Source organism: Colwellia meonggei, assembly GCF_057537295.1.
Genome location: NZ_BAAJLZ010000001.1, coordinates 354,879 through 375,858, shown reverse-complemented (window position 1 = coordinate 375,858; position 20,980 = coordinate 354,879). Strand labels below are relative to the sequence as shown.

Below are 20,980 nucleotides of genomic sequence, written 5' to 3'. Positions count from 1 at the left end.
TCGTTTGGTGTTAATAGAAAATTTTTATCCGACATTTACTGCCGCTATTTCTTGTTCTTTGTACTTATTTTTTTTATATTTTTGCTTTTTCAATGGTGGACATTTGTCATCATTAAAATAGGTAACCTGACAATCTAAACAGTAATGACATTCACGCATGTTTATTTCGCCATCAGGATTAATCGCTTGTATTTCACATTCTTTCGCACAGGTTTTACATGGTTGGCCACATTCTGGGCGACGTCTTAACCAGCTAAATAAGCGCACACTGTTGCTAGTTGAAAGGGCTGCACCTAATGGACATAAGTAGCGACAGAAAAATTTACGATTGAAAATGTTAATTGTTAATAGTATTACGGCATAAAGAATGAACGGCCATTCACGGTCAAACTTCAATAAGAAAGTTGTTTTAAAAGGTTCAATTTCAGCAAATTGCTCAGCTAACGCAAGTGAATCAAGTGATAAGGCAAATAACCCTAACAGCACTAAATATTTAATCGCCCATAAACGTTCGTGCACTGCCCACGGTAATTCAAACTGTGGAATTTTAATATAACGAGCAAATACGTTGATCAGTTCTTGTAAAGCTCCAAACGGACATAGCCAACCACAATAAACCGCACGTCCCCATAACAACATAGTGACAGCCGCTGCACCCCAGAGCATAAAGATCACAGGGTCTAGTAAAAATAAGTCCCAAGAAAAATCTGACATAAAGGCTTGCAAGAAAGTAAATACATTCACCACAGATAATTGTCCGCCCCAAACCCAGCCAATAAAGACGACGGTTATCACCAAGAAACCATGGCGGAAGTTATGCATAAAGGTAGGATGTCTAACTAAAATATCTTGGAAAAATAATGAGGCAAGTAACAAAACCATCAAAATGCTTAGTATCACAACTTCAGTATTTTTTTCTTGCCACACTTGTTGAGTCAGCGTTAATTCTGGCTCAGGTAATATAATTGGTGGACGATCTAGGTATTTCTCTAAACCGTGATAGCTGCCTTTAAAGCTAGTAAAAACACTATCAATTGCTCCGATTTGACGACGTACTAATAACTCAAACTGCCAATCAACGCCGGGGTTAAACTCTTGATGTTCACGAACAATAAACAAAGACATTTCTTTGAAGCGTGGCGCTCCATCAATAAAAATGTCTGTTACTCGGTTATGGTCTAAATCACGGAAAGCGAAAGCAGCATCGTTTTGTAAAATTTGGATACGGTCAAAAATAGCACCGCGTACATAGCCAGAGCCCTTAAATGAATAACCGTTACCTAGCACCACCATGGCATGCTCGCCAGGTTGCAAAGTTTTCATTAGCCATTCATATTCACTATCACCTAAAATATTACGACCAATCGTCGGAATATCAGCTTGTGCAAAGTAAACTTCAGCAAACATATCTGCTTTTTGTTCGAGCGACGCTTGTTCAATATTTTCAGCTTCGGTACCGACAAAAGCTTCATCAACGGTTTTACGATCCAAATAAAGCTTACGAATTGAACCATCACCGACCAATGTTTGCCAATCAGTTTTTTGATAAACATCAGGGAACACGGTTGCCATTGGTTGTTTAATTTCGTCAGCTGCTTCTATAATTCCAAGTGAGCGGGCAACCTTGGTGGCGGCTTTAGTAATCGCAACATTCATCACCATCACAGTAACAGTAGCACCTGACAAACCATCTAAGTGGATCATGTCACCTTTAGCATTTCCACCAACTTTTAAGCGGTCGCTAACATTTAATCCCGGGTATTGGTCTGAAAAAGCCCATAACTTACTTTCGGGAATACCAGCAAGGATAATAGGTTCGTGATGTTCTAACACTTTTGCGCCAAGATAAACACCGTTAGGATCGATTGCCACTAACATGTTCACAGGCTCGCCTGAATAGGCAGGTATTCTTGCAATGTCATTGGTTTCAAACGCGTACCCAATAACGTCTTCCTGCTTGTAGATAGTCCAAATAAGCGGATCACCGACTTTATCTGAAACTTTGGTCGCTTCCGGGAAAATTTCATGAATTAAAGGAATAGGATCACGTGCTTCACTAACAAATAAAGCGTAGGCAGAAAACTGGCTAAACCAGAGTAGTAAAACTGTTAATAACGTTAACGGCTTTTTACAGCGCGACAAGAAAAGTAGCATTATTCCGTTATACCTTTAGAACCTGAATATATAAGTTAAGCTGTCGAAAATTAAGAAAAACAGTAATCTCGAATTTACATAACTGCGACAATATGTCGCACATATTACGCCGATTGAAATTAACGATACTGACTTAGATCAATAAAGTTATGTTAATTCTAGAACATATAGTCAATCTTGCTTAATTCGAATATTTTGAATAAAAAACAACATGATATAGACAGGGATTGCTACGATTCTCTAAAGAAGGCTAGGAAGTGTTTTTTGTCAAGGCAAGGTCAATTCGTTGAAACAGGGATACTTTCTTTACGCCATAAAAAAGCCAGTATTAATACTGGCTTTTATAACAACTATGTTAGTTTTTTGATGCTAGCTTACGATTTTACAAAGCTACATTGCGCTATTTAATGGTTACTTTAGCAAATTTGCGCTTACCGACTTGGTAAACAGCGCTTGTACCTGCATTCACCACCAACTTATTGTCAGTAATTTTTTCACCATCAATTTTAGCAGCACCTTGTTTTATCATACGCATTGCTTCAGAGGTACTTGCCACTAAACCGACTTCTTTTAGTAAATTTGCAATGGCAATCTCGCCACCTTCAGTTACAACATCCTTTTCAGACATATCGTCTGGCATTGCACCTTTTTGAAAACGGTTGATAAATTCTTGATGAGCAGCTTCAGCTGCAGCAGTGTCATGAAAGCGTTCAATCAACTCTTTCGCTAAATCAATTTTTACATCGCGTGGGTTAGCACCAGCAGCTATTTTATCTTTATAACCTTGTATAACATCAATAGGTTTAAAGCTTAATAATTCATAGTAGCGCCACATTAGATCATCTGAAATCGACATGACTTTGCCAAACATGTCGTTCGGCGCATCAGTGATACCAATATAATTGTTCAGTGATTTAGACATTTTTTGCACGCCATCTAAACCTTCTAATAACGGCATCATCAATACGGTTTGAGGGCGTTGTCCTTCAGATTTTTGTAACTCACGGCCCATTAGTAAATTAAATTTCTGGTCGGTACCACCAAGTTCAACATCAGCTTCTAGCGCCACAGAGTCCCAGCCTTGTACAAGTGGGTACATAAATTCATGAATCGCAATTGCCTGACCACCAGCATAACGCTTTTTAAAGTCGTCTCTTTCCATCATACGAGCAACAGTTTGGCGTGAGGCAAGTTTTAACATGCCAGCTGAGCCCAGCTTTTCCATCCAAGTAGAATTAAAAGCAACGGTAGTTTTCGCTGGATCTAATATTTTAAATACTTGCTCTTTATAAGTTTCCGCATTCGACAGTACATCTTCTTTCGTTAATGGCTTACGCGTAACATTCTTGCCTGTTGGGTCGCCAATCATGCCAGTGAAATCACCGATAAGGAAAATAACTTCATGCCCTTGTTGTTGAAATTGACGCAACTTATTAATAAGTACCGTATGACCAAGATGTAGATCTGGAGCTGTTGGATCAAAGCCAGCTTTAATTTTTAATGGCTTCCCTTGTTTAAGCTTTTCCAATAACTCATCTTCGAGCAGAATCTCTTCTGCACCACGTTTTAACTCTGCAAACGCTTGGCTTACATCTGACATTTATTAGGCTCCAAACAGGGGTAGTAATATTTAATTGCCGAATTCTACTGCAATTTTAACTGTGGTGAAAACCCTATCATTGTTTCAGTTGATATTATTTTGTTATAGTAAACGACAGTTGTCGTATTATTTTCTCATCTATAGGTCTTAGCTTTTTGAAAAATATAAAAAATTTATATTTTGCCCTCCCGAAACAGCACCAAGTAATAATTATCTCCTGTGCTGTAATAGTACTTTTCTTGTTAATGGTACCGCTTAAAGGCAATAATCAACTAAATTCACCTGCTAGCGGCGAGTTTATCGCTGGCCAAAGGTATCAAGTAGCAATGCCAGAACAGGGGACGAAAAATAATCCGACACCTGAGATTCAAATAGCAAAAAAACAATTACCGCCTTTGACAATCAGCCAAAATAAAGAAACTGCGATACCAAACATCAGTGATAACAATATCGAAGAAAATGCCAACCAGTTAAATTGGCAAACGGTGAAAGTAAGAAGTGGTGATTCTCTGGCAAAAATATTTAAACGCAATGGCTTAAATGCCACCACGACCCACAATGTCATGATTGCCAAAGGAAAAGAAAGTAAATTATTAAAAAAACTCAATGTTGGCGACACCTTACGTATTGGTAAAGACGATGATGGCACATTAATTTCATTAGAATATCCGTTATCAAAAACCGATACCTTATTTGTTAATTTACAAAACCAGCAATATCATTCTCATAAAGAAAGTAAAGCAGTTGATATTCAAGAAGCCTTTGCCCAGGGTACCATTAAGTCTAACTTCTGGAATGCTGCCGCTGCCGCCGGCTTAAATGATGGCCAAATTATTAACTTAGCGAACGTTTTTGGCTGGGACATAGATTTCGCCTTAGATATACGTGAGGGTGACAGCTTTAATGTTATTTATGAGAAACAATATATTGAAGGTGACTTTATTGGTACAGGTAAGATACTTGCTGCAGAATTTATCAATCAAGGTGATACATTCCAAGCTATTCGCTTTACCGATGACGAATACTATTCACCTGATGGAAAAAGCATGCGTAAAGCATTTTTACGCGCACCAGTAAACTTCAGGTACATCAGCTCAAACTTTAAACGCAAACGTTTTCATCCGATACAAAAGCGTTGGAAAGCACACAACGGAACTGACTATAGAGCTAAAAAAGGCACACCAGTTGTCGCTGCAGGGAATGGTAAAGTTACTCATGCAACTTACAACAAATACAACGGTAATTATGTTTTTATCCAACATGGTAATGGCATAGTCACTAAGTATTTACATTTTTCAAAGCGCGCGGTCAAAAAGGGTCAACGAGTTAAACAAGGACAAATCATTGGCTACGTTGGTTCAACAGGTATGTCACAAGCACCACATCTACATTATGAGTTTTTACTTAACGGCGTTCACCGCAACCCACGTACGGTAAAACTGCCCGATGCGAAGCCTATAAGTAATAAATATCGCAGTGAATTTGAAGCTTTAGCTTCTCAGCGTATAGCAGAACTATCTAGCTCTCGTCAGGCGTTGAACTTTTCAACGACAAAATCAAGTAGTGCCGAATAAAATGAGCAACAAGGTACGATATATAGGCTTAATGTCTGGTACCAGCGCCGACGGTATTGACCTTGCCCTAGTTGAGTTTGACACTATAGAAGCTGAACAAGCAAATAACGCCAATCTAATTGCCAGTTATTATCAAGCATATGACGATATCACTCATCACAAAATTACTAGCCTATATAACCCAAGCAATAATGAGATTGATCGCGTCGGTAGCTTGAGCATAGAGTTAGCACATCAATTTGCAGCAGCAATTAAGCAATTTTTAACACAGCAACAATTATCGGCTAGCGATATTACTGCCATTGGTTGCCACGGACAAACTATTCGCCACAGGCCAATATCAAGCACACAAATAAACAAACCTTTCACGTTACAAATCGGCTGTTTACAAACACTTGCGGTTTTAACTGGTATTCGTGTTGTTGGAGATTTTCGTAGTAAAGATATAGCATTAGGCGGCCAAGGCGCACCTTTAGTACCAGCATTTCATCAAGCTATTTTTAGTAATACTAAAAAAGATGTTTTTGTTGTTAACATTGGCGGTATTGCCAATATTACTTTCTTACCGAAGAACTCTACTAAGCAAGCTATCGGTTTTGACACTGGGCCAGGTAATGCACTAATGGATTATTGGTACGCGCAACATCACTTAACTCGATATGATGAAAACGGTAACTGGGCAAAATCAGGGAAAACTTCTCAATCTTTATTACAACAAATGTTAAGCGATAATTACTTTTCACAACCAGCGCCTAAGAGTACTGGTCGAGAGTATTTTAATCCACAATGGTTAAGTCAATTTATACTAAATAGTGACCTTTCTGCTGTCGATATTCAAACAACATTAACCGAACTTACCGCAATAACAATCAGCAATGAAATTTGTAAATTATCTACGAAATCTGACGTATATATTTGTGGTGGTGGCGTTGAAAATTCGCACTTAGTTTCACTATTAAATCAAAAACTTAACGATCACCAGATAATGAATACTCATACAAAAAATATAAATAGTGATGCAATGGAGGCCATGGCATTTGCGTGGTTAGCTTTCGCTTTCGATAAAAATATTTTCGGCAACATTCCAGCTGTAACAGGGGCTTGCAAGCAAACCGTTTTAGGGGTTAGTGTTAATCCTTAAAAATCACTAGATTTGAATAATTTTCTCTTTATAATAAACCGTCCCTGTTGAAAAAAAACACATTACTTGTGGAATATTTGAACTATTCTAATAAATAATTTTCTAAGTAATTGCGGTTTGCTTTATCGGATTGATCATTCGATGTTCGACGACAAACGAGGAGGAAGCAATGGAGTTTAACGATATTCATATTGGTATGAAATGCGGTAGTAAGAAAGGTAGCGGTACAGTAACTTGGATTGATGGTTCAACCCGCACAATTTATATGGCAAATACTGATAACAATAATAGCTTTGAAGTTGGCTTTGAAGAGATCATTGAAGATCCACAAGCGCATAATAAAGAAGATACCTACTACTAAGTATTCACAAGTTAATAACTTAGTATGATTAAGCTCCTTAGGGAGCTTTTTTGTTGCTAACAATAAGTAATATGTTCATTCACCTTTACTAGCCTAAGCTCATCAACAGTTAAACTATGCTGTTGATAAAAATACTTTTAATAAATACTAGCCAAATGTGTCATTGTTTAACGGCTTAACAGCATCAAGTTTAAAAATTACCGTCAATATTTCACTTGTTGCTTTACAGATAGCGATAGAACAACTAATAATTAACTAAAGAGCAAACAATAATAACACTAGGTTGCCATTTGAAAGCAGAGTTTATCGCCCACGGGCACTGTAGCTACACCATTGAAGATAACATAGTAACCATCAATGCAACGGGCCCATGGAATTTAGAGTTTTTTAAACAAATGCATCGAGAATTATCAGAAATTATTTTACACGAAGTCGACTTCCATAATTTTGCCATTTTATTGGAGTTAAATGGCGATACATTCGCAACACAAGAAGGTTTGGATTACCACCTTAACCTTGTAAAGCAAGGACCAACAAAAGCACTTGCTATTAATTCTGCTGAAAGCAATGCCGCACAAATAACGCAAAGCATCTTTAAAAAGGTTTATGATAAAGCTGGCTTAGAAAATCAACATTTTGACTCGACAAAAGCCGCTAAGCAGTGGTTGAAAACTAAATTAGCTTAATACTCGCTCGTCACGCGCAATAACGGGACGAAACCTCCTAACTTACCTTAGTTGAGTTACACAAATAAACTTTAAAATCATTGATTTAAACACTAATAAATTAGATGATTTACTGTCTAACTAAGCAATAAATTATCGGACTCAACTCGTGATTTTTACACAAATAATATATGGCTCATGACTTATTATTGGTACGGTATTTATTCAAGTGGCTTTTATCAGCACACTCACACATAGTTTGCATATGATGGGACATTGGCTTGCGAAGCCGCCGATACAAATAAAAACCATTTTCGTGCTAAGCGCTATGGTACTTTGGTTAGTTGCGGGGTTAAGCGTCAGCGCAGGCTTATGGGCCTGGGTTTATATGTTAATAGGCATTTTCGATAACATGGAGCCTGCTTTATATTTTTCCATTGTCACATTTTCAACCTTAGGCTATGGCGATATTGTTTTAGATCCTCAATGGCGAATACTAGGCAGCTTAACCGCTGTAAATGGATTGATCATTGTTGGATTAAATACTGCTGTACTCGTTGAAGCTATTGCCCGAATTCGCGCAGCACAACACGGAATAGCACATGAATAATATTGCAGTTGATAGTTTTTTATCCTACACCATTGGCATTATTGTTTTTTTTATTGGTGTAATGCTAACCAAGCGCTTTAAAACATTTCAAGATTACAATATTCCAGAGCCGGTCATCGGTGGCTTACTCGCCGCTATGATAATTTACGGTATTTATCTTTTAAGTGGTGTTGAAATCAGTTTTGATTTATCTACCAGAGACCGATTACTGGTGTACTTTTTTACAGCTATTGGCCTTAATGCCCGCTTCTCAGACCTCATTAAAGGTGGGAAACCGCTATTGATATTATTATTTCTCACCTTAACTTTTATTATTGTGCAAAACTTAGTTGGTATGGGCAGCGCACAATTACTCGGGTTGCCATTAACAATCGGTGTTTTAGCCGGCTCAGCTTCTTTAATTGGAGGCCATGGCACAGCTATCGCTTGGGCGCCAGAAATTAAGAATCTTGGTATTGAAAATGCCCTAGAAATAGGCGTTGCCAGTGCGACATTAGGACTAGTTATTGCCAGTTTAATTGGTGGCCCAATTGCCAAGTTTTTATTAGCAAAAAATAAACTTTCAAGTAGTAAAAAGTCAGACCCATCCATAGGCATTGCGTACGACAAAGTTAATACTGAAACCTTTAATCACCTTAACTTTATGTCGGTAATTTTAATACTACATATTTGCATTATTATCGGCTACTTATTCAATAACCTCCTTACCGACCTAGGTTTTAAATTACCTCTATTTGTCACTTGTTTGCTCACAGGTATTTTGCTTTCCAATATTATACCTGTTTTTGTCCCCAAGTTGGCTTGGCCAGCACGCACTCGCTCGTTAGCAATAGTGTCTGATTTTTCATTGAGTTTATTTTTAACTATGTCCTTAATGAGTATGCAACTTTGGACCATTGCAAGCCTTGCCGGCCCTTTATTAATCATTCTCACTCTGCAAACATTGACAGCAATACTATTTATTTTGCTAATACTCTTTCCATTAATGGGCAGAAATTATCAAGCCGCTGTATTAAGTGCAGGTTTTGGTGGTTTCGCATTAGGTGCAACACCAACTGCGATAGCCAATATGACAGCGGTTACAAAAGCTCATGGTCCAGCACCAATGGCTTTTATTATTCTGCCGTTAGTTGCAGCATTTTTCGTTGACGTAACGAACGCCTTTGTTATCAGCTTTTTATTACATTATTAAGCTATACTGCATCAGCAAGCATTCATATGTTGAAATAGCTTTCCTGCTAAACATTTAGCTAACAAATTTTTCAATACTGATCACAATTATTGCTTAAAGACTCGATTACCTGCCCAAGATCGAATTAATGCCCAAACAGCAAGTACAATGAATATAGTATGTACCAGTACAAAATACGTAATAACAAATACCCATGTCCAACCTGAATTAAAGCCACCCAGAAGTATCATTAAAATACTAACTAATATTAATGCCGCTGCCGCAATTAAATTGAGTTTAATTGCGAACGAAAGGTGATAATCAGACAAGCTATTTTTCTGACATTTATTTAGCTTCATCAACAATATAATAAATGCCAACCCTGGCAGAAAAGTTAAGTTTAATATTGACCACAGGGCAATATTAGAGGCTTGTTTTATTTGCTCTTTACTTTGAATTTTCGTCTGTAAATTCATAATTGACTATCTCTGTTGATGACTCGCTTATAAACCTAAAATTTCTACTGTATGAATGTCTTAGAAAAACACCGTTGCAATTATTAACGACGGAAATAAAATTAAATACATCCGCATTAACCAGCGTAAATTTCTATTGGCGTGCTTCAACTCCATAAAATGATCAATAACGGTGATGCCTTTATACATTACCGTTAAAGCGACAATAATGCTAACTAAGGCTGTTGACTCAAATTGCTCACCTAAGAAAGTGTTAAATAGGGTTATAAATATCAGTACTGCCCAGAACCATTCTAATTTTTTAAATTTTTTCATATCAACCTCTAACGTAACACGTAAAGTAATGGGAATATTAAAATCCACATTAAATCAATCATGTGCCAATAAACCGCCAAAGCTTCTAGGCCACTGTGCTCGGCCGCAGAATACTCTCCGGCACGTAGGCGAAATATAACCCATAAAATAGCGCAAGACGCCCACCCTACATGTAAGAAATGGTTAAAGGTCATATAGTAATAAACAGTATAAAACTCATTGGTACTAGTGCTCAGTCCTTGCAGGTTATTCCAATAGAATTCCCATGTTTTGATAATAAGGTAGAAAGCACCGCAGCTAACGGCTAACCATAAATAGCGTTCACACTTAATGCGATTATCAAGTCTAATGTTCATCATGGCTTTCGCCATAAAGTAACTACTCGATAATAATATGATGGTATTTGCCACGCCTAAGCTGGTGCTCAAGCCTTGTGGCCCTGTGGCAAACACTTCAGGATAGTTATATTTGGCAATGAAGTAAGCGACAAAAAATATCGCAAACTCGGTTAGCTCAGATAAAATGCCAACCCAAATAGGAATATTACCTGGAATTCTTCCTGCTTGCTCTTCGCTCCAAGAATGCGGGAAGATACCAAGAGATTTACTAGGGATTTCGTTGTTCATATCAACCTTACTTAATCAAACAGTAAACTCAGCGGTAATAGAGACTTTATTAGCTACTATTTATAAAACATTGTGCTGACTTCACAGTTAACAATTTAGCAAATACAGGCTGAGTTCATCTTTCATCGGGTAAATTGCTAAAACTTATTGCGCATTCATTAAATAAGCCATCAGCGCAATATAGCGTCAATAGCATACAGAATGTGCAAAAGTTTTAAGTGACATAAATCAAATATTCGTTAACTACCGTGTGATAACGATAATCACAAAAACAAAAAAGGTGAGCACAAGCTCACCTTCTAAAAAAACTTATATTAAATTTTATTTAGAACGGAATATCGTCGTCAAAATCAATAGTTGGCTCTTGCGGATTTACTTTAGGTGCATTTTGCTGAAAACCACCTTGTTGTTGCTGGAAACCACCTGATTGCTGTTGTGGTGCAGATTGCTGTTGGAAGCCACCTGATTGCTGTTGTGGAGCAGATTGTTGCTGGAAACCTCCACTTTGTTGTGCTGGTTTATTATAAGCTTGCTGAGGTGCTGCTTGTTGCTGGAAACCTCCACTTTGAGCAGGTGCTGCTTGCTGTTGGAAGCCACCTGATTGTTGTGGAGCTTGTTGATTGAAGCCCCCAGCTTGTGCACCACTACCACCACGAGAATCTAACATTTGCATAGTGCCATTGAAACCTTGTACCACTATTTCAGTAGTATATTGATCTTGGCCTTGCTGGTTTTGCCATTTACGCGTCTGCAAAGCACCTTCAATGTAAACTTTAGAACCTTTCTTTAAGTACTCACCAGCAATTTCTGCTAACTTACCGAACATAACAACACGGTGCCATTCTGTTTTTTCTTTTTGTTCACCCGTTTGCTTATCTTTCCAACTTTCTGAAGTTGCAATAGTGAGGTTAGCAACACCACCACCGTTAGGCATAAAACGTACTTCGGGATCTTTCCCTAAGTTACCTAAAATTATTACTTTATTGACACCAGCCATGAACAAAATCCTATATTTGCGGTAAAGCGCTGCTTTACCGGTTTAACATTTCTCTAAGCGACAACTCGCTCAGAATATTAACTTTCTAATTACGATAGAATGATTCTACCATTAGACGTAAAAAATTACGCTAGATTTACCGAGATTTTCGAAAATATTTTCAACAAAAACTTGCTAAAATTATTCTTCAGAATAAAGGTGCTCTTGCATTTTTTGTAAGACTTCAGCAGGAATTTTTAAAGAACTCTGATTTTCATAACAAAAATGCACCATAACGGCGGTACCCGAGGCACATTTGATTTCGTTTTGCCATAATTCTTGGTAAACATCAAATGATGAACTACCGATTCTGCCAATATATGTACGAAGTGTAATCTCTTTACCATAGTAAATTTGCGCATGAAAATTGACATCAATTTTTGCCAAAATAAGGCGCCATTGCTGTAAGTTTAATTCTGGCATAAACCATTTAAAAACAGGATCTCTAGCACCTTCAAACCACACAGGCACCATAGTATTATTAATGTGCCCTAAGGCATCTGTGTCGCTAAACCGAGTAGTCACTACTTCACTAAACATAAAAACTCTTCATAAGTGGCAATTTTGTTCAGTATTCTACAGAGAATTATTGATAAGGTAATTAAATTCACAGCACTTTGTTGTATGCTTGAGCCAGATTAATAATAAGAATAGAACTATGACTGATTTTATCGAAGTATACCCAAGCGCTTTGAGCAAAGAATTTTGTGAAAAGTTTATTTTGGATTTTGACAACAGCCCACATAAAGTGCCTGGCAGAACGGGTAATGGTGTTGATACCACTAAAAAGCTAAGCCATGACATTTATTTAAATCAACATGCGGATTTTCAACCTGCGCTACAAACCATATTACAAACCTGCGGTGACAAAATTACTGATTATATTGGCAAGTATTTTTTTAGCCTGATCAGTGGTATTTCCCTAACCGTTCAACACCCAGAAACAAAAGCACCGGTGGTACTCACTGCAGATAATTTTGAAGAAGTTGGTAAGCCTAATTTATTTAATTTAGTGCGCTATTTATTTAATCTAGCACCAATTAATGCACAACGTTATGAGCAAGGTAAAGGTAACTACGGCTACTGGCACTCAGAAATATACCCACAACTCGGTGAGAATAAAGCACTGCATAGGATGTTGTTATTTTTAATCTATTTAAATGATGTTGAAGAAGGTGGCGAAACAGACTTTTACTATCAAGATAAAAGCATTAAACCTAAAGCTGGCACTATGATTATTGCACCATGCGGATTCACCCATACTCATCGAGGAAATATTCCTATTTCTTCAAATAAGTACGTATTAACTTCATGGGTGAGTTTTAATCCTGCACAACAAATTTATACACCAGCGCAATAATTTTTCATAAATTGCGTAACTACTTAAAACAAAAAAAACACAGCGAGTGCTGTGTTTTTTTTACTTCGCAATTAAAGAAAACGCTTCAATAAGCGATCAATTTGCGTCATCTTAATTTTTTTCAGCAACTTTCTCGGCTTTTCAGGGTAGCTATTGATATTTTCTATTTGTGCAGGGCTATCAATAATGGTGGTGTGCGCAGTTATACGCTGAAATTCTGCAGAGAACTTATCGCTAAGTAGGCCTTTCGCATCATCTAATAAAATACCGTTTTCAATATCTAAAGCCCATGCCCTTGGGTTCAAATTACTGCCCGTTAGCAAATGGTACCTGTCATCAACAACTAAGCCTTTAAGGTGAAAGCTATTTGAGCCATCTTGCCACAACCTCAAGGTTAACTGGCCAGTGGCTAAGTATTTTTGACGTCGTGATAAAAAAGCTACCAGTAAACGTTCATAAATATAAGGCACAATTTCTACCGTTGAAAAGGTTTCTTCATTAGCATTATAAAAATCATTGGCTTTTTTATCGCCAACAGTAAGCGTTACCTTAACGCCGCGCTTTAACGCCGCATCTAGATCTCTTAATAAAGGCTTAGGTAAATTAAAGTATGGTGTAAAAATAACTAAATCATTACGGCTACTGCGTATCAAGTCTCTAATGACACGATTTAGCTGATTACCTCGACGGCCACAACCTACATACATAGCCGTCTGAATATCACTAACTTCAGTTGTAGAGAAATCTTGATATTTAGATTTTTTTAGTAACTTTGTTAAACGAATAATGTTTTGTTTAAGTTGCTTTTTATCCGGTAAGTTTGCCTGGTTTAATCGAGGTGCGAGTTTTGAATCAACAAAACAGCGCTGAAAATACTCACAGAAATTATCACTTAACGCTTGGCTTTGGATGCGATAATAACGATCAAGACGATAACGATCACTTTGCTGCAAATAAACATCATTAATACTTGCACCGGAATACAACATGACATCATCCATTACCATGCCTTTTAGGTGAAGCACGCCTAGTAACTCTTTGCGCTTAACTGGTACACCATAAATTTCAATAGACACCTGATGTTGTTGTTCAAGTGCCAAATAATAATCACGATTACCGCCATGCTCTTTTTCACCAATTAAGCCACGTTGCGCTCGATGAAAATCAACAAATAAACGAACATCTAATTGTGGTTGTTGAGCTTTGGCTTGGTAAAGTGCCGCTAAAACTTCTCGCCCAGCTTCATCGTCTTGAATATACAAAGCAGAAACATAAATTCGAAATTTTGCCTGCGATATTTCTGCCAACAATAGTTGCTTAAAATCAGCTGCAGAGCTTGCTATTTCGATGTCTTGAGCCAAAAGCCCGGTGGAGTTTTTCAAAGTCACCATATTAACAACTAGCCCTTAAATATCCGGCTAAATTGTGGAATTTATTGTTATTCATTTACGCGTTTAATTATTTTTCAAAGTAAATTGTGCTAATTGTACCGCAAGTTCTTCCGCGAGTTGAGAAATATTCGCACCAGCGCTGGCAGCGTCTTCCGCAGATTGTAATAAATTATCGGTACTTTCTGCAATGTCGTGGGTATTTCCGGTAATACCAATAACCATATTACTTTGCTGTGCAACAGCAGTTGAAATCTCAGATGTTGCTGCAACAATTTCATTAACATGTTGGCTTACCTGTTGAAATGTTTCCGAGACTTGCGCTGTTTTTTCCACACCTTGCTCTGCTTGCTCAACACCATTTTTCATTGCTTCAACAGAGCGACTTGTGCCTTGCTGTAACTGCTCAATAATACGTTGAATTTCACTGGTTGAATCTTGGGTTCTACTGGCTAATGTTCTCACTTCATCAGCAACTACGGCAAAACCACGCCCTTGCTCACCAGCACGTGCTGCTTCAATTGCAGCATTCAATGCTAGTAAGTTTGTTTGATCCGCTATTTCACGAATTACATTTACAAAGGTGCCTATTTCTGAACTATGAGCAGCTAATTCATCAATCACTTGTGCTGAGTTATTTACCTGCGTTGAAATTGCAGTAATGACATTTGCGGTGTCTGTAATTACCTGTTCACCATGTTGGACATTAACACTTGCTTGCTCGGTTAATTCCTGCGCACCAGTTGTATTTGACGAAATAACTTGCACAGAGTCATTAACTTGATTAATTGAACTGGCCACTTGATGAGTATCTTGCTGCTGCTGTGCAATATTTTTTTCCATAGCTTCCGTTAAACTATTAATATTTACTGCCGCCGATTTCAAAATCGCAACATCATTATCAACATTCACGAGTAAATCATGAATTTTACCCTGCATATGACTAAAGCGAGAGGCAATATCACCCAATTCATCTTTCGATTCTATTTCTATTTGCTGGGAGAAGTCACCATTTCCTAAACGCTCTGCCGCTAAGTTTATATTTTTAACATTGACACTTAATGAGTGGTAAATACCGACGAGTAAATAACTAATGGCAACCATGATAACAACCAACATAAATGACAATAGCCATAGGGTTTGGGTACTGCTACTTTTCAGCTTTTGAATACGCTCAATCAATAATTGCTCAGACATCGACATCAAAGTTAGTAAATTTTGGTGCTGCTCGTTAGCTATACTTTGTGCTTGGTTAGCACTCCAAGCGATACTGTCAGGGTTGATAACCTCATTGCGTAACGCTGTTTGAAAGCTATCTAATGATGAATTCACTTGCTGGTAGTGTGCTAAATAATCCTCAAACATATTCGGGGCAACACGCTTTAATTGCTCATTAGTTTTAGCATATTGCACTTGTAATTCATCCACCCGGTTATCAAGAGCAACAAGTAAGGTATAAGTCTCGGCGCTAAAGCCCTCATTGTTGATAATTGTAAAAGTTAGATCTTTAATGCGGCTAATGTACTCAACAAGAGCAGGTATACGAATAACAGCGGCTTCGGCTAAATAAAAAGCCTGAGGGTCTGGCTCTCGCGATAAACCGCTAACGGCCGACAAGTTCTCTCTCACTGCTAAAGTTTTATCGTAAAACATGGCAAAGTCAGTAAACTGTCGTTCACCAGATTGAACCTTTTGCCACCCTTCAACCAATACCTGTTGAGCATGTGAGCTCAATTCAAGTGAGTTAATTTGTTCGGCTACTGCCGTATCATTGGCATTATTTAAGCGGCTTTGCCCAGATAGCTGCTCTAATTTTTTCACCGCAACTATTTGTTCATTACCGATAAGCTCTTGTTGATATTGCTCCAAATCAGCAACTTGCTGCTTAACAATCCAGATAAAGCTAACGATAAGCGGCACATAAAACATTACCGCTAATAAAGAAAATTTAGCTTTAAATCTCAATGAATTAGAAATGGCAATTGCCGGTTTGAATATTAGCGTCATAGTTACTCTTATCTTTTTTATTATCAACGGTATGCTTACTAAGCATATCATCAGACCAAGATAAGTTAATGATTATTTCAAACTATATTCCAGCATCTTATGGCTAGAAAGCGAGCATAAGGTTAAACCTGCTTTTGACAAGATTACAGCAACAAAAAGTAATAAAAATAACCTTTTGTTGCTGTTAGTATTTTATGAATACTGTAGCTAGGCAATGCTGTTAGATTTTTGCTGCCAGTTCTGCAGCTTGCCTAATGGCTCTCTTAGCATCTAATTCAGCAGCGACATTAGCACCACCAATAAGATGCGCCTGTACACCCTTATCTTCAAGTTGCTGATATAATGTACGTTCCGATTTTTGCCCCGCACAAATGATAACGTGATCTACAGCTAAGGTTTGCTGTTCTCCATCAATTGAGATCACTAAACCTTCATCATTAATTTCTTTATAGCTGACACCAGCAAGCATATTCACACCATTTTTCTGCAATGTTGCTCTGTGTATCCAGCCGGTAGTTTTTCCTAGGCCTGCACCAACTTTTGTTGTCTTTCGCTGTAATAAATGAATTTCTCGTATCGGCGCCTCGTGCTGAGTATTTTTCGCTAAGCCACCGTTTTCGGTATAGTCTTTATCAACTCCCCAAGTTTGCAACCATTTTTCAGGGTTTGTGGTTAGTGACTCTTCTTCTACCAGAAACTCAGCAACATCAAAGCCAATACCGCCGGCACCAATAATAGCAACACGTTTACCTATCGGCTCTTTATCACGCAATACCTGCAAGTAAGACTTTACTTTTTCGTGTTCAATACCTTTAATACCGAGTTGTCGAGGCACTATGCCGGTTGCCAGTACAATTTCATTAAAGCCCGCCGATATTAATTGTTCTGCCGTCTGTTCTTGGTTTAAATGTAATGCAATATTGTTCAGGGATATTTGCTTGTTAAAATAACGCAGTGTTTCATAAAACTCTTCTTTACCTGGAATTTGTTTGGCGTAATTAAATTGGCCACCTATTTCACTGCCTTTATCAAATATTTCAACCTGATGACCACGCTGAGCCGCATAAACACTAAACGCTAACCCTGCAGGACCAGCACCAATAACAGCGACTTTTTTACTGACTGGTGATTTTTCGAATGTTAACTCAGTTTCGTAACATGCCGTAGGATTAACTAAACAAGACGCTCGCTGTTGCTTAAAAACATGATCTAGGCAAGCTTGGTTACAACCGATACAAGTATTAATTTCATCACTTTTATTAGCCGCCGCCTTTTCAACAAAGTTTTCGTCAGCTAAAAATGGTCGTGCCATTGAAACCATATCCGCTTGGCCTGCCGACAATATATCTTCAGCAACTTCTGGCGTATTAATGCGGTTGGTGGTTATTAATGGCAACGACACTTCTTTTTTCATACGCTCAGTGATCCAAGTGAACGCTGCACGTGGTACTGAAGTCGATATAGTTGGTACGCGAGCTTCATGCCAGCCAATACCAGTATTAATCAATGTCGCGCCAGCGGCCTCTACACCTTTTGCCATTGTTACGACGTCTTGCCAGCTATTGCCACCTTCAACAAGGTCTAACATTGATAATCGAAAGATAATGATAAAATCATCACCAGCACTAGCACGAACCGCGCGAATAATTTCAGTTGCTAAACGCATTCTATTTTCAATGCCACCGCCCCATTCATCAGTACGCTTATTGACTTTCACACAACTAAATTGGTTAATTAAATACCCTTCAGAGCCCATAATTTCCACGCCGTCATAACCCGCTCTTTTCGCCAATTTTGCTGAGTGAGCGAAGTCTTTAATCGTGCCTTTTATTTGACGAACCGACATAGCTTTTGGCGTAAATGGGTTAATAGGTGATTTAACTTTACTAGCTGAAACACTAAACGGGTGGTAAGAATAACGGCCTGCATGAAGCAACTGCAAACAGATTTTTGTTGGATATTTATGTACTGCTTCCGTAACTTTTTTATGTTTACCCACTTGCCAAAATTTACTTAACTCACAACCAAATGGTGCTAAACGGCCGCGTGTATTAGGACTTATACCGCCGGTAACAATTAGTCCGACACCACCTTTTGCCCTTGCTTGATAAAATGCAGCTAGCTTATCAAAGCCGCCTTTTTCCTCTTCTAAGCCGGTATGCATAGAGCCCATTAATGTTCTATTGGCTAAAGATGTAAAGCCTAGATCTAATGGTGCGAGTAAATGTGGGAAGGCAGCATTGTCATTCATATTAAGTCACTTTTATATTGGCATAGTAAGTTGTATTTAAAGCTAGTTCATCTTTTATGGTCGAACCAGTTAATGTATAAAATATCTGCTAGTAAGAGAAAACTCAAGCTTTATTTTGACACCTGTCAGATTGACAGCGTAATTTTGCCAATAAATTGCCTACTTGTTACAATCTTTCACTTCGTTGACGGTTGAAAATTGTTACTTTCCGTTAGGTGGCACTTATCATTAAGGTACTAAGCTATTAACAAACAAGATATTATTAAAGCTATTACTAGCCAGCTTCAGGCTGAGCTAGCATCAACGCTTGTGGCTGCCGATAATGCCCACCAAGCCGCGACTGATGACCAGTCTGTAGCAGAAACACAATATGACACCTTAGCTATAGAGCAGAGTTATTTAGCGGAGGGACAATCAAGGCGTGTCGATGAAATACGTAACGCCATCAATATCTTGGAACAATTGCAGTTTGATACTAGCTTTAAAAGTGCAAAGGTTGTGATTGGTTCGCTGGTGCAGGTAGAACAAGATATAGCGAAACAACAGTGGTTTTTTATCGCACCGGTTGCTGGTGGTAAACGCTGCCAACTTTCTTACCATCAAGACATTATGAATATTACGGTTATAACGCCGCAATCCCCAATGGGAGCGGCACTATTAAATAAAGCCGTTGATGATGAGGTCGTTGTTACTGTAGGTAATAATCAGATTTGTGATTTTATTAGCAAGATAATTTAGCCGCTTTTTTAGTCAAAAAACGGCTACTAAATTAGTTATTTAAAATCGCTTTAATACTGGTTAAATCAGCTGTTTTATCATCAACTTTTAAATAAGCTACCGCTTCATCATGCATAATAGTCGCTTCAATAACACCTGGCATTTCACTTAGTTTTTCTGCAACTTGTATGGCTTTCTCATCACTATCAATGCTTGTTGCAAAACTGTAGGCTTTAGATTTTTTCAATGGCTTCATACCTAAAGTTAGCAACAACCAAACCACAGCAAATACCGCCATGACTAAAAATATACTTTGCTCACCAAACTCGCTTGCAATAAAACCACCAAGTACACCACCTGCAAACGCCCCTAAAAATTGGCTGCTTGCATAAATACCCATTACGCTACCCTTCACACCTGCGGGCGCAATACGTGAAAGAATAGACGGCATAGTTGCTTCTAAATAGTTAAATGCCGTAAAGAACATCATGACCAATACGACAAGTGTTGTAATCGTACTAGGCAAATACCAAAGTAGTACTAAGGCTAAGGCCAGTAATGCTACCGCGGCGCTAAACATTTGCTTTTCTTTTTGCTTTTTAATACCGATGATCATAAATGGCACCATCAAAAAGAACGAACCAATTAATGTTGGCAAGTACAATTGCCAATGCTGTTCAAGGGCTAAGCCACCAGCAACAAACTGCTTTGGTAGCGTAACAAAACAGGCCGTTAACGCCATATGAAGAATAAAAACTCCCCAATTAAGACGAGATAATTGACTATCAAAAATAAGACCACCTAGTTTTGCTGGTAGTGCAACATTATCACCTTTAGGCGCGGTATTAATTGAATTAGGTACCACAAATTGAATTGTTAGCATGGCAAAAATAGTTAATACGGCGATAAACCAAAACAAGCCACTTAAACCAAATGCTTGTGCAACAATGGGGCCTATAATCATAGCAATGGTAAATGAAATACCAATAAACATACCGATAGTTGCCATTACTTTCGGACGTTGCTCTTCGCGGCTTAGGTCTGCCGCCAATGCTAAAATGGCACTTGCAATAGCTCCCATTCCCTGTAAAGCACGGCCAATCACTACACCATAAATAGTGTCCGACATAGCGGCAACAACACTACCCAATAGAAATACTACTAAACCAGCTAATATCACTGGTTTGCGACCAAATTTGTCAGACAAAATACCCATAGGTATTTGTAAAAGTGCTTGCGTTAAACCATAAGCGCCTATGGCTAAACCAATCCAAATAGGGCTATATCCAATCAACTGCTCACCATAAATGGCAAACACAGGAAGAATCATAAACAGGCCTAACATCCTTAAGCCAAAAACTGAGGCTAACGAAAAGGCTGCCTTTTTCTCAATACTATTTAAACCGGATGCGCTCATGAAACTTGTTAACTCTTAAATTGTTTGAAATATAGCTAAAAAAACCCGCACATCTTAACACGGCCTCCGAATGAACAAAAACAGAGATTTAAGATGAATTCGGATTAAAAA

19 protein-coding genes are annotated in these 20,980 nt (G+C 38.2%); 8 read left to right on the top strand and 11 right to left on the bottom strand.

Annotation, left to right across the window (positions count from 1 at the left end; translation table 11 throughout):
* Positions 1-24: 24 nt before the first annotated feature.
* Entirely contained in the window at positions 25-2,154 is a 2,130-nt protein-coding gene (gene nosR, locus AC27E9_RS01740; RefSeq protein ID WP_487126675.1) for a transcriptional regulator NosR, read from the bottom strand.
* Positions 2,155-2,554: 400 nt separating this feature from the next.
* Positions 2,555-3,754: a tyrosine--tRNA ligase gene (gene tyrS, locus AC27E9_RS01735; protein WP_487126673.1), complete on the bottom strand. Its 1,200-nt coding sequence runs from the start codon at positions 3,752-3,754 to the stop codon at positions 2,555-2,557.
* 245 nt (positions 3,755-3,999) lie between these two features.
* On the opposite strand from tyrS, the gene AC27E9_RS01730 reads away from it, so the two are divergent.
* The 6 genes from AC27E9_RS01730 (at position 4,000) to gltS (ending at position 9,297) form a co-directional block, all read left to right on the top strand.
* Entirely contained in the window at positions 4,000-5,328 is a 1,329-nt protein-coding gene (locus tag AC27E9_RS01730; protein WP_487126672.1) for a peptidoglycan DD-metalloendopeptidase family protein, read from the top strand.
* A gap of 1 nt (position 5,329) precedes the next feature.
* Positions 5,330-6,469 (top strand): anhydro-N-acetylmuramic acid kinase, encoded by a 1,140-nt coding sequence (locus AC27E9_RS01725; RefSeq protein ID WP_487126670.1) that lies wholly within the window; start codon positions 5,330-5,332, stop codon positions 6,467-6,469.
* Between the two features lie 169 nt (positions 6,470-6,638).
* The gene (locus tag AC27E9_RS01720) at positions 6,639-6,830 is read left to right on the top strand and encodes a hypothetical protein (protein WP_487078556.1); all 192 of its coding nucleotides are present in this window, start codon (positions 6,639-6,641) and stop codon (positions 6,828-6,830) included.
* Positions 6,831-7,120: 290 nt separating this feature from the next.
* Complete coding sequence (locus AC27E9_RS01715) at positions 7,121-7,516, top strand: hypothetical protein (protein WP_487126668.1); 396 nt, start codon at positions 7,121-7,123, stop codon at positions 7,514-7,516.
* Positions 7,517-7,760: 244 nt separating this feature from the next.
* Positions 7,761-8,105 (top strand): ion channel, encoded by a 345-nt coding sequence (locus tag AC27E9_RS01710; RefSeq protein ID WP_487126666.1) that lies wholly within the window; start codon positions 7,761-7,763, stop codon positions 8,103-8,105.
* Complete coding sequence (gene gltS, locus AC27E9_RS01705) at positions 8,098-9,297, top strand: sodium/glutamate symporter (RefSeq protein WP_487126664.1); 1,200 nt, start codon at positions 8,098-8,100, stop codon at positions 9,295-9,297. The genes AC27E9_RS01710 and gltS overlap by 8 nt, the downstream gene beginning before the upstream one ends.
* Positions 9,298-9,383: 86 nt before the next feature.
* Here the strand turns inward: gltS and AC27E9_RS01700 are convergent, their stop codons facing one another.
* From AC27E9_RS01700 to AC27E9_RS01680, 5 genes are all read right to left on the bottom strand, one after another.
* Complete coding sequence (locus tag AC27E9_RS01700) at positions 9,384-9,752, bottom strand: hypothetical protein (RefSeq protein ID WP_487126663.1); 369 nt, start codon at positions 9,750-9,752, stop codon at positions 9,384-9,386.
* A gap of 60 nt (positions 9,753-9,812) precedes the next feature.
* The gene (locus tag AC27E9_RS01695) at positions 9,813-10,067 is read right to left on the bottom strand and encodes a cytochrome C oxidase subunit IV family protein (RefSeq protein WP_487126661.1); all 255 of its coding nucleotides are present in this window, start codon (positions 10,065-10,067) and stop codon (positions 9,813-9,815) included.
* Positions 10,068-10,075: 8 nt separating this feature from the next.
* Complete coding sequence (locus AC27E9_RS01690) at positions 10,076-10,693, bottom strand: cytochrome c oxidase subunit 3 family protein (RefSeq protein ID WP_487126659.1); 618 nt, start codon at positions 10,691-10,693, stop codon at positions 10,076-10,078.
* Positions 10,694-11,018: 325 nt separating this feature from the next.
* Positions 11,019-11,690, bottom strand: a complete 672-nt coding sequence (gene ssb, locus AC27E9_RS01685; protein WP_487126657.1) for a single-stranded DNA-binding protein — start codon at positions 11,688-11,690, stop codon at positions 11,019-11,021.
* Between the two features lie 180 nt (positions 11,691-11,870).
* On the bottom strand, positions 11,871-12,269 hold the full coding sequence (locus AC27E9_RS01680; RefSeq protein ID WP_487126655.1) for an acyl-CoA thioesterase: 399 nt from the start codon (positions 12,267-12,269) through the stop codon (positions 11,871-11,873).
* Positions 12,270-12,387: 118 nt separating this feature from the next.
* Between AC27E9_RS01680 and AC27E9_RS01675 the strand changes: the two genes are divergently transcribed.
* Positions 12,388-13,089, top strand: coding sequence for a 2OG-Fe(II) oxygenase (locus AC27E9_RS01675; protein ID WP_487126653.1), 702 nt, complete (start codon positions 12,388-12,390; stop codon positions 13,087-13,089).
* Between the two features lie 71 nt (positions 13,090-13,160).
* Here AC27E9_RS01675 and pssA read toward each other — a convergent pair whose 3' ends face one another.
* From pssA to AC27E9_RS01660, 3 genes are all read right to left on the bottom strand, one after another.
* On the bottom strand, positions 13,161-14,471 hold the full coding sequence (pssA, locus tag AC27E9_RS01670; protein WP_487126651.1) for a CDP-diacylglycerol--serine O-phosphatidyltransferase: 1,311 nt from the start codon (positions 14,469-14,471) through the stop codon (positions 13,161-13,163).
* Positions 14,472-14,543: 72 nt separating this feature from the next.
* Positions 14,544-16,484 carry a methyl-accepting chemotaxis protein gene (locus tag AC27E9_RS01665; protein WP_487126649.1) on the bottom strand — a complete coding sequence of 647 codons (1,941 nt, stop codon included), beginning with the start codon at positions 16,482-16,484 and terminating at the stop codon, positions 14,544-14,546.
* A 220-nt stretch (positions 16,485-16,704) separates the two neighbouring features.
* Complete coding sequence (locus AC27E9_RS01660) at positions 16,705-18,735, bottom strand: oxidoreductase (RefSeq protein ID WP_487126647.1); 2,031 nt, start codon at positions 18,733-18,735, stop codon at positions 16,705-16,707.
* Positions 18,736-19,044: 309 nt separating this feature from the next.
* On the opposite strand from AC27E9_RS01660, the gene AC27E9_RS01655 reads away from it, so the two are divergent.
* The gene (locus AC27E9_RS01655) at positions 19,045-19,473 is read left to right on the top strand and encodes a hypothetical protein (RefSeq protein WP_487126645.1); all 429 of its coding nucleotides are present in this window, start codon (positions 19,045-19,047) and stop codon (positions 19,471-19,473) included.
* Positions 19,474-19,504: 31 nt separating this feature from the next.
* On the opposite strand, the gene AC27E9_RS01650 is transcribed toward AC27E9_RS01655, so the two are convergent.
* Positions 19,505-20,869 carry an MFS transporter gene (locus tag AC27E9_RS01650; RefSeq protein WP_487126643.1) on the bottom strand — a complete coding sequence of 455 codons (1,365 nt, stop codon included), beginning with the start codon at positions 20,867-20,869 and terminating at the stop codon, positions 19,505-19,507.
* Positions 20,870-20,980 lie beyond the last annotated feature (111 nt).

What these genes read in the sequence shown, in the direction of transcription:
- AC27E9_RS01730 (WP_487126672.1), top strand. Translation starts at nt 4,000, where the DNA reads ATGGTACCGCTTAAAGGCAATAATCAACTAAATTCACCTGCTAGCGGC.
- AC27E9_RS01675 (WP_487126653.1), top strand. Translation starts at nt 12,388, where the DNA reads ATGACTGATTTTATCGAAGTATACCCAAGCGCTTTGAGCAAAGAATTT.
- AC27E9_RS01680 (WP_487126655.1), bottom strand. Translation starts at nt 12,269, where the DNA reads ATGTTTAGTGAAGTAGTGACTACTCGGTTTAGCGACACAGATGCCTTA.
- AC27E9_RS01650 (WP_487126643.1), bottom strand. Translation starts at nt 20,869, where the DNA reads ATGAGCGCATCCGGTTTAAATAGTATTGAGAAAAAGGCAGCCTTTTCG.
- gltS (WP_487126664.1), top strand. Translation starts at nt 8,098, where the DNA reads ATGAATAATATTGCAGTTGATAGTTTTTTATCCTACACCATTGGCATT.
- nosR (WP_487126675.1), bottom strand. Translation starts at nt 2,154, where the DNA reads ATGCTACTTTTCTTGTCGCGCTGTAAAAAGCCGTTAACGTTATTAACA.
- AC27E9_RS01665 (WP_487126649.1), bottom strand. Translation starts at nt 16,484, where the DNA reads ATGACGCTAATATTCAAACCGGCAATTGCCATTTCTAATTCATTGAGA.
- AC27E9_RS01720 (WP_487078556.1), top strand. Translation starts at nt 6,639, where the DNA reads ATGGAGTTTAACGATATTCATATTGGTATGAAATGCGGTAGTAAGAAA.
- AC27E9_RS01690 (WP_487126659.1), bottom strand. Translation starts at nt 10,693, where the DNA reads ATGAACAACGAAATCCCTAGTAAATCTCTTGGTATCTTCCCGCATTCT.
- AC27E9_RS01695 (WP_487126661.1), bottom strand. Translation starts at nt 10,067, where the DNA reads ATGAAAAAATTTAAAAAATTAGAATGGTTCTGGGCAGTACTGATATTT.
- AC27E9_RS01725 (WP_487126670.1), top strand. Translation starts at nt 5,330, where the DNA reads ATGAGCAACAAGGTACGATATATAGGCTTAATGTCTGGTACCAGCGCC.
- AC27E9_RS01660 (WP_487126647.1), bottom strand. Translation starts at nt 18,735, where the DNA reads ATGAATGACAATGCTGCCTTCCCACATTTACTCGCACCATTAGATCTA.
- AC27E9_RS01710 (WP_487126666.1), top strand. Translation starts at nt 7,761, where the DNA reads ATGATGGGACATTGGCTTGCGAAGCCGCCGATACAAATAAAAACCATT.
- AC27E9_RS01700 (WP_487126663.1), bottom strand. Translation starts at nt 9,752, where the DNA reads ATGAATTTACAGACGAAAATTCAAAGTAAAGAGCAAATAAAACAAGCC.
- tyrS (WP_487126673.1), bottom strand. Translation starts at nt 3,754, where the DNA reads ATGTCAGATGTAAGCCAAGCGTTTGCAGAGTTAAAACGTGGTGCAGAA.
- ssb (WP_487126657.1), bottom strand. Translation starts at nt 11,690, where the DNA reads ATGGCTGGTGTCAATAAAGTAATAATTTTAGGTAACTTAGGGAAAGAT.